Genomic DNA, 8,962 nt, shown 5'->3' with positions numbered 1-8,962 from the left:
CCCCCGCCCCGGCCGTCCGGACCGCCCGCCCACCGCCGGACCCGCGCCCCGTCCCCGCCCCGCACAGAACGGATGACCGTATGCCCGTCGACCGCCTCGCCTTCACCCGGACCCTGTCCCGCGTGCCCGCCCCCGTCACCGTGACCACCACGGCCGACGCGTCCGGGCGGCGGTGGGGCTTCACCGGTAGCTCCTTCTGTTCGCTCTCCCTGGACCCGCCGCTCGTGCTCATCTGCCTGGACAAGGGCGCGAGCACGCACGGCGCGTTCACCGCCGCCCCGCACTTCCTCGTCAACGTGCTCGCCCACGACCAGGGCGATGTCGCCGTGCGCTTCGCGACCTCCGGCGTGGACCGGTTCGCGGCCGGCGACATGGCGCCCTGCGAACTCGGCCTGCCCGGACTGCCCGGCGCGGCGGCCCGGATCGCCTGCGCCACCCACGAGATCCTGGACGGAGGCGATCACAGCATCCTCGTCGGCCGCGTCGAGGCGACCCGCGCGGGCGACCGCGCGCCCCTCGTCTACAGCGACCGCGCCTTCGGCCGCCCCGTGCCCAACGACCGGCTGGCCACGGCAAGATGACCACGGCCCCGGTCCCGGCCGTGGTCCGGCTCGCGGTGCTGGGCACGGACCATGTGCACCTGCCGGACTACCTGGAGGTGGTCGCCCGCGACCCACGGGTCGTGCTGGCCGCCGTGTACAGCGGCGGACGGGCACCCGTGGCGGGCGTACGGCCGACGGCGGACGCGGCCGGAGCGCTGGCCGGGGCCGACGCGGCCGTCATCGTCTCCACCACGGCACAGCACGGCCCGCTGCTGCGCCAGGCCGTCGAGGCCGGCGTCCCGGCGCTGGTCGAGAAGCCGCTGGCGGCCTCGGCGGAGGAGACCGGCCGCCTGGCGGCGCTGCTCGCGGCGGCCGAACGGCCGGTCACGACCGCGATGTTCCTCAGATGCGCGCCCGAACTGCGCGCGGTGCGCGCCCGGCTGTCCGAGCGGGCCCTGGGCGAACTGGCAGGTGTGCACCTGCGGTTCACCCATCCCGGTCTGCTCGACGGCGTCTTCACCGGGTCCGCGGCCTGGATGCTGGCCGAGCGGCACGGCGCGGCGGGTGCCTTCGCCGACCTCGCGGTCCATCTCGTCGACCTGCTGGAGTGGCTGGACCCGTCGGCCGGTCTGCGGGTGTGCGGTGCCTCGTATCGGGGCCGTCCCGGGACCGAGCTGGACGTGGGCGGCGCGGCGGTCCTGTCCTGGGGCGGCGTGCCGGTGACGCTCCAGGCGGGCTGGACGTCCCGCCCGGGCGGGATGCTCCTGCACATCGAGGGGGAGCGGGCCGGCGTGACGGTCGAGCCGAGGCTCCGGGCCGGGGCCGCGCTGGAGGCGTTCCTCGGCCAGCTCCGGGGCGACCCGCGGTGGGAGCCCCCGACGGCCCGGGAGATCGTGCGCACCGCCCGGGTCCTGGACGCCGTCGACCGGGCGGCCCGGGCGGAGCCGAGGTGAGCGCCACGGCGTTACCTCCCAAAGTCGTCGTGGGTCGCCCGCGCCCGCTGGAGAATGTTCGTCAATCCTCGTACTGTCGTAGTGAGTCGAGCTCCACGCCACCGATGAGCAACGGAGGACCTACATGACTTCGCCCCTCACCCCCACCCCTTTGATGGACCTGACCCTCGGCGTCTATGCCTTCAAGGCGCTCGGACTGGCCACGGAGCTGGAGCTGTTCACCCAGCTCGCCGGGGGCGGCGGCACGACCCTCGCCGAATTCGCCGAACGGCACGCGATCGACGAGCGCCCCGCGGAGCTGCTGCTGACGGCGCTCGTCTCCCTCGACCTGCTGCGGCTGGAGGACGACGGCACTTACCACAACACCCCGCTCTCCGAGGAGTTCCTGGTCAAGGGCAAGCCGCGGTACTTCGGCGGCTGGGTCACGCTGGTCGACAAGCACGAGTACCCCGCCTACATCAAGATGCTCGACTCGCTGCGCGGCAACCGCCCCTACACCTGGGACGTGGAGAACCAGAAGTCGCTGTTCCAGCCCGACGACCCGGTCGTCAAGGAGCACTTCTGGGACGCCATGCACTCGCTGTCCGCCTACACCGCCGGTCAGCTCGCCGAGCACTTCGACTTCACCACCGTCAGGACGCTGCTCGACGTGGGCGGTGGTGGCGCGGCGTACGACATCGAGCTGTGCAACCGCTACCCGCACCTGAAGTCGACCGTCTTCGACCTGCCGTTCGTGTGCGAACTGACGAAGCCGCGCGTGGAGAAGGCGGGGCTCGCGAACCGGATCTCCTTCGCCAGCGGCGACTTCTTCCAGGTCGGAGGTGTGCCGAGCGGGTACGACGCGATCCTGCTCTCCAACATCCTGCACGACTGGGGTGTGGAGGACGCGCGCAAGATCCTGCGGTCGTGCGCGGAGGCGCTGTCTCCCGGCGGCGTCCTGCTGATCACCGAGTCCTTCGTCGCCGACGACAAGCGGGGTCCGGCGCCCGCGGCGCTGATGAGCCTGAACATGCTCGTCGAGACGTGGGGGCGGAACTACACCGCGGCCGAGTACTCCGCCTGGATGGAGGAGTTCGGGCTCAAGCCGGAAGGCGTCACCCCGTTCGAGGGCCAGGGAGCCAACGGCGTGCTGGTCGCCCGCAAGCCCTGACGCCACCGCCGTCCGCGAAGCCCCGCCGTCCCACGTGCCGCGCCGCTTTCCCCGGCCCGCGCGGCGACAGCCCCCAGGACCGTCGAGGTCCTGGGGGCCGCTCGCGTGGCGCGGGAACCGCGCGACCGGGACGGCCGGCGGGGCGGCGGGAGCGGCCCCCGGCACCGACACCGGCGGCGCCGCACCCGGGGAACCGGCGCCGTCGGTCCGAGGACCGGCGGCGCCGGTGTGCTCCCGGCAGCGGAACGCCGTCTAGTCGGCCGCGCCCTCCCGCTCCCGCGCCGCCGCGGCCGGGTGCACCGGCGGCTCGGCGACCCCCGGGGCCCGCCGGTCGGCGAACTCCTCGCGCAGCACCCGCACCACCTCGCCGAGCAGGTCCAGCTGTTCCAGCACGGTCTTCAGGGGCAGCCCCGCGTGGTCCATGTTGAACATCTGCCGCTGGTAGTCGCCGAAGTACTCACGGAAGCGCAGGGTCTTCTCGATCACCTGCTGGGGACTGCCCACGGAGAGCGGGGTGATCTCCATGAAGTCCTCCAGCGACGGGCCGTGCCCGTACACCGGCGCGTTGTCGAAGTACGGCCGGAACTCCCGTACGGCGTCCTGGGAGTTGGCGCGCATGAACGCCTGCCCGCCGAGCCCGACGACGGCCTGCTCGGGCCGGCCGTGCCCGCTCTCCGCGTAGTGGTGCCGGTAGAGCGCGATCAGGTCCTGGAAGTGCTCCTTGGGCCACAGGATGTTGCTGGCGAAGAACCCGTCGCCGTAGTGGCCGGCCTGCACCGCGATCTCCGGGCTGCGGATCGAGCCGTGCCAGACGAACGGCGGTATGCCGTCCAGCGGCCGGGGGGTGGCGGTGAACTGCGTCAGCGGCGTACGGAACCTGCCGTGCCAGTTCACCTCCTCCTCCCGCCAGAGCCGGTGCAGCAGCGCGTAGTTCTCCAGGGCGAGCGGGATGCCCGCCCGGATGTCCTTGCCGAACCAGGGGTAGACGGGCGCGGTGTTGCCCCGGCCGAGCACCAGGTCGACGCGCCCGTCGGCCAGGTGCTGCAAGAAGGCGTAGTCCTCGGCGATCTTCACCGGGTCGTTCGTCGTGATCAATGTGACCGCGGTGGAGAGGGTGATCCGCTCCGTGCGCGCGGCGATGTACCCGAGCAGGGTGGTCGGGGACGAGGGGACGTGCGGCGGGTTGTGGTGCTCCCCGGTGGCGAAGACGTCGAGACCGACCTCCTCCGCCTTGAGCGCGATGCGGACCATCGACTTGATGCGCTCGTGTTCGGTCGGGACGCGGCCCGTGGTCGGGTCCGGGGTGACATCGCCGACGCTGTAGATCCCGAACTGCATGGTGCGGCTCCTCACGGGTGTGGCGGTGACGACAGATCGCGGTACCGCGCACCCGCTGCGGGGGAGGCCTGGGCCGGGCAGGTCCCGGATGCGCGGGTCAGGTGGCGGAGCGGGTCCGGTCGCCGGCGGAGACGGCGCGCGCGGCCTTCTCCAGCACCTCGTCCTCCGCGGCCCCCGCGAGGATGGCGTCCAGGAGTCCCGGATAACGCGCGTCGAGGTCCTCGCGGCGCAGGGACAGCAGGTTCTCCCTGCCGGAGGGGTGCTGCCAGATGACGCCGCTCTCGCGGAGCACGCGCCAGTGGTGCGTCATCGTGGACTTGGCGGTGATCCCCAGGATTCCCAGTACGCTGCCGCAGTTGTGCTCCCCGCCCGCGTCGAGTACACGGACGACGGCGAGTCGTACGGGGCTGCCCAGCGCGGACAGCACGCTCTCGATCCGAATCTGGTCGCGGTCTGGATGGCGGCTCATAATCCCACAGTACCGCGACATTCATACTTTCCATCCTCCGGTCGTCTCCGGGCCCGTGGTGCGCCCTCCGCGGGGCGGCGGGGCGGTGGCCCGGTGCCCCCTTCCGCGGTGTGTCGTCTGACATGCGTCTCCCTTTTTCCCGCGCCCGTGGCGAGCCGGACCGGTGCCTCGCGCCCTGGGCGGGGCGGAGCGGTCGGCGGGGCACGACGGTTCGACTGTACTAAGGTTGCCGAACGATGCGACGTACGTAAGAATACGAACAGTCGTAATGATGCGGCGACCCCGGGTTGCCGGAGGTCCCGTCCGAGCTTCACGCAGCTCCACAGCTCCACAGCTCCACGAACCACTCCACCGGACCCAGAAGGGGCCTGACTGTCATGTCCACTACATCAGCGCTGCACCGGGGGAGCCCGGACGGCGCCCCACGCCATCTGGGCTGGATCCTGACGCTGCTGGCCCTCGCGCAGTTGCTCTACGGCCTCGACCTGAACATCGTGTTCGTGGCCCTGCCCGAGATCGGTCAGGACCTGGGCTTCCCGGGCCAGACCCAGCAGCTGGTGGTCAGCGCCTACGTCGTCTTCGCGGGCGGCTTCCTGCTGTTCGGCGGGCGCGCGGCCGACCTGCTGGGCCGGCGCAGGATGTTCGTCCTCGCCCTCTCCCTGTACGCCGTCTCGTCGCTGGCCGGCGGTCTCGCGCCGAGCCCCGAGGTCATCGTCGTGGCCCGCGCCGTCCAGGGCATCGCCGGCGCCCTGCTGCTGCCGTCCACCCTCTCCCTGATCAACACCCTCTTCGAGGAAGGTCCCAAGCGGAACCGGGCGCTCGCGGTCTGGGGCGGCGCCGGCGCCAGCGGCCTGACGATCGGCGCGCTCCTCGGCGGGGTCCTGACGGAGAACTTCGGCTGGCCCTCGGTCTTCTACGTCAACGTGCCCTTCGGCGGCCTCGTCGCCCTGTGCGCCCTGTTCGTCATCCCGCGCGACCCGGCCCGCACCACGCGCCGCAAGTTCGACTTCCCGGGCTCCCTCAGCGTCACCGGCGGCGCCACCCTGCTGGTCTTCGCCCTCGTCGAAGGCCCCGAGCGGGGCTGGGGCGACGGCCTCGTGGTCGGGGCGTTCGTCGCGGCCGTCCTGCTGCTCGCGCTGTTCGCCGTCGTCGAGTCACGCAGCTCCGACCCGCTGATGCCGTTCCGGCTGTTCAACAACCGCAACCTCACCGTGGGCATGCTCGTCACCTTCCTCTACATGGCGACCTTCGGCGTCCTGCCGTACTTCCTCACGGTCCTGATGCAGAGTGTGCACGGCTACAGCGCCCTCCAGACCGGCCTCGGCTTCCTGATCCCGTCGGTCGCGATCGCCACGGGCACCCAGCTCGGCGAGCGGTTCGCCAGCCGGATCGGCACCCGCACGACCCTGATCATCGGCTTCGTCGTCGGCGTGGTCGGCACGGTCGCGCTCGCCTTCGGCTTCGACGCCGACGCGAGCTACGGCCTGCTGGTGCCCGGTCTGATCGTCTCCGGCATCGGCCAGGGCATCGTCTGGACCGCGATGTGGATCGCGGCGGCGACCGGCACCGCCCCGCAGGAGCAGGGCGTGGCCAACGGCATCGCCTCCACCGCCCTCAACATCGGCAACGCCATCGGCCTGGCGGTCTTCACCGTGATCGCCGAGATCGGCACGGACGGCAAGGCGGGCCACGCGCTCACCGCCGCCAAGGCGGACGGCGAGTTCCTGGTGGTGCTGCTCACCGCCGCGGGCATGGTCGTCGGCCTCCTCGTCACGTTCCTGCTGAAGCGGCAGACGGCGCCCGCGGTCACCGCCGCGCCGGGCAGCGAGGAAGAGGCCCTCGCGGCCCGCTGAACCCCGGACGGCGGGCGCCCCGGGGGCCGGAAATCCCCCGCCCGGCTCCCCGCCCGCCGTCCGGCCGCACTCCGGGCGACCTGACGACGGCCCGGCGCACCCGGCCGCGGTGGACACCGAAGTCCGCCGCGGCCGGGCCGCGCCGGGCCGTCGTACGCACAAGTGGAGCCACCGCGCCCGGACTTGCCAAAGTCTCCCCGGTTCACCTCCGCCACATTCTCTCCGTACGTGAATCTGCGTACTGTCGTGGACGTCGCGGCATCCCCGCATCCCACCGCCACTTGGAGAGCCATGTCCCGTCGTCTGTTCACCTCGGAATCGGTGACCGAGGGCCACCCGGACAAGATCGCCGACCAGATCAGCGACACGATCCTGGACGCGCTGCTGCGCGACGACCCCGCCTCCCGCGTCGCCGTCGAGACACTGATCACCACCGGCCAGGTGCACATCGCCGGGGAGGTGACGACGGGGGCCTACGCGCCCATCGCACAGCTGGTGCGCCGGAAGATCCTCGACATCGGCTACGACTCGTCGGCCAAGGGCTTCGACGGCGCCTCCTGCGGCGTGTCCGTGTCCATCGGGGCACAGTCGCCCGACATCGCCCAGGGTGTCGACACCGCCTACGAGACACGTGTCGAGGGCGACGACGACGCACTCGACCGCCAGGGCGCCGGCGACCAGGGCATCATGTTCGGCTACGCCACCAACGAGACACCCACCCTCATGCCGCTCCCCATCGAGCTGGCCCACCGGCTCGCACGGCGGCTGACGGACGTCCGCAAGACCGGCACCGTCCCCTACCTGCGCCCCGACGGCAAGACCCAGGTCACCATCGAGTACCAGGGCTCCAGGCCGGTGCGCCTCGACACCGTCGTCGTCTCCACCCAGCACGCCGCCGACATCGACCTGGACACCCTGCTCACCCCCGACATCCGCGAACACGTCGTCGAACAGGCGCTCCGGCAACTGGCCGAGGACGGCATCAAGCTGGAGACGGACGGCTACCGGCTGCTGGTCAACCCCACCGGCCGGTTCGAGGTCGGCGGCCCGATGGGCGACGCCGGACTGACCGGCCGCAAGATCATCATCGACACGTACGGGGGCTACGCCCGCCACGGCGGCGGCGCGTTCTCCGGCAAGGACCCCTCCAAGGTCGACCGTTCCGCCGCCTACGCGATGCGCTGGGTGGCGAAGAACGTCGTCGCCGCCGGGCTGGCGGAACGCTGCGAGGTCCAGGTCGCCTATGCCATCGGCAAGGCGGCCCCGGTCGGCCTGTTCATCGAGACCTTCGGCACCGGCACGGTGGCCCAGGAGAAGATCGAGAAGGCGGTCGACGAGGTCTTCGACCTGCGCCCCGCCGCGATCATCCGGGACCTCGACCTGCTCCGGCCGATCTACGCGCAGACGGCCGCCTACGGCCACTTCGGCCGCGAGCTGCCCGACTTCACCTGGGAACGCACCGACCGCGCACAGCGGCTCAAGGACGCCGCGAGCGCCTGAGGAGACGCTGCACGCCGAGAAGTTCGCACCCATAGGAGCCAACCGATGCGTATCGCTGTCACGGGGTCCATCGCCACCGACCACCTGATGACCTTCCCGGGCCGCTTCGCCGACCAGCTCATCCCGGACCAGCTCGCCCACGTCTCGCTCTCCTTCCTCGCCGACGCACTGGAGATACGCACCGGAGGGGTGGCCGCCAACATCGCCCTCGGCCTCGGCCGGCTCGGCCTGCGCCCGGTGCTCGTGGGCGCGGCGGGGATCGACTTCGACGACTACGACGAGCGCCTGCGCGCGGCCGGCGTGGACACCTCCACCGTCCGGATCAGCGCGGAACACCACACCGCGCGCTTCGTCTGCACCACCGACACCGACCAGAACCAGATCGCCACCTTCTACCCGGGCGCCATGAACGAGGCCCGGCACATCGACCTCGGCGCCGTCCGGGGCGCCGTGGGCGGCCTCGACCTCGTCCTGGTCGGAGCCGACGACCCGCAGGCGATGCTGCGGCACACCCGTACCGCGCACGACCTCGACATCGACGTGGCCGCCGACCCCTCCCAGCAGCTCGCCCGCCTCGACACCGAGGAGACCAGGCGGCTGGTGCACGGGGCGCGCTGGCTGTTCACCAACGAGTACGAGGCGGCCCTGCTCCAGGAGCGCACCGGCTGGAGCGAACGCGAGGTGCAGAACCGGGTCGGCACCTGGCTGATCACCCGCGGAGCGGACGGGGTCACCCTGCTGTCCGGTCACACCCACCGGATGGACGTGCCCGCGGTGGCCTCCGAACGCATCGCCGACCCGACCGGCGTCGGGGACGCCTTCCGCGCCGGCTTTCTCGCCGGGCTCGCCTGGGAACTGCCCCTCCGGCGAGCGGCCGAACTCGGCTGCGCCCTCGCCACCACCGTCCTCGAATCCGTCGGCACGCAGGAGTACAAGCTCCTCCCGGCGGACCTCCTCGCCCGCATCGACCAGACCTACGGACGGGCGTCGGCCGCCGAGCTGGAGCCGCTCCTCGCGGGCGCGTCATGAGCACCGGGCAGGCACGCCGTGCCGACGCCCTCCGAGAGGCGCTCGCCACGCGTGTGGTGGTCGCCGATGGAGCGATGGGCACGATGCTCCAGGCCCAGGAGCCGACTCTGGAGGATTTCCAGAACCTC

8 protein-coding genes are annotated in these 8,962 nt (G+C 71.9%); 6 read left to right on the top strand and 2 right to left on the bottom strand.

Annotation, left to right across the window (positions count from 1 at the left end; all coding sequences use genetic code 11):
• Nucleotides 1–80: 80 nt before the first annotated feature.
• The 3 genes from IF37_RS0137330 to IF37_RS0137320 all read left to right on the top strand — a co-directional run bounded on the left by IF37_RS0137330 (nt 81) and on the right by IF37_RS0137320 (nt 2,645).
• Entirely contained in the window at nt 81–581 is a 501-nt protein-coding gene (locus IF37_RS0137330; protein WP_030753755.1) for a flavin reductase family protein, read from the top strand.
• Nucleotides 578–1,495, top strand: a complete 918-nt coding sequence (locus tag IF37_RS0137325; protein WP_030753753.1) for a Gfo/Idh/MocA family protein — start codon at nt 578–580, stop codon at nt 1,493–1,495. The genes IF37_RS0137330 and IF37_RS0137325 overlap by 4 nt, the downstream gene beginning before the upstream one ends.
• Nucleotides 1,496–1,619: 124 nt before the next feature.
• Nucleotides 1,620–2,645: a methyltransferase gene (locus IF37_RS0137320; protein ID WP_030753750.1), complete on the top strand. Its 1,026-nt coding sequence runs from the start codon at nt 1,620–1,622 to the stop codon at nt 2,643–2,645.
• 252 nt (nt 2,646–2,897) lie between these two features.
• Here the strand turns inward: IF37_RS0137320 and IF37_RS0137315 are convergent, their stop codons facing one another.
• On the bottom strand, nt 2,898–3,983 hold the full coding sequence (locus IF37_RS0137315) for an LLM class flavin-dependent oxidoreductase (RefSeq protein WP_030753747.1): 1,086 nt from the start codon (nt 3,981–3,983) through the stop codon (nt 2,898–2,900).
• Between the two features lie 97 nt (nt 3,984–4,080).
• Nucleotides 4,081–4,473, bottom strand: a complete 393-nt coding sequence (locus IF37_RS0137310) for a helix-turn-helix transcriptional regulator (protein ID WP_216725872.1) — start codon at nt 4,471–4,473, stop codon at nt 4,081–4,083.
• Nucleotides 4,474–4,829: 356 nt separating this feature from the next.
• Here IF37_RS0137310 and IF37_RS0137305 point away from each other — a divergent pair, with 356 nt between their 5' ends.
• The 3 genes from IF37_RS0137305 to IF37_RS0137295 all read left to right on the top strand — a co-directional run bounded on the left by IF37_RS0137305 (nt 4,830) and on the right by IF37_RS0137295 (nt 8,834).
• Complete coding sequence (locus IF37_RS0137305) at nt 4,830–6,305, top strand: MFS transporter (protein ID WP_030753740.1); 1,476 nt, start codon at nt 4,830–4,832, stop codon at nt 6,303–6,305.
• Between the two features lie 291 nt (nt 6,306–6,596).
• Nucleotides 6,597–7,805: a methionine adenosyltransferase gene (gene metK / locus IF37_RS0137300; protein WP_030753737.1), complete on the top strand. Its 1,209-nt coding sequence runs from the start codon at nt 6,597–6,599 to the stop codon at nt 7,803–7,805.
• Between the two features lie 45 nt (nt 7,806–7,850).
• Nucleotides 7,851–8,834, top strand: coding sequence for a carbohydrate kinase family protein (locus tag IF37_RS0137295; protein WP_030753734.1), 984 nt, complete (start codon nt 7,851–7,853; stop codon nt 8,832–8,834).
• Nucleotides 8,835–8,962 lie beyond the last annotated feature (128 nt).

Origin of the sequence: Streptomyces sp. NRRL S-31 (genome assembly GCF_000718775.1) — a bacterium.
In the GTDB taxonomy this organism is placed as follows: domain Bacteria; phylum Actinomycetota; class Actinomycetes; order Streptomycetales; family Streptomycetaceae; genus Streptomyces.
This window is presented reverse-complemented; position numbering and strand designations above follow the sequence as displayed.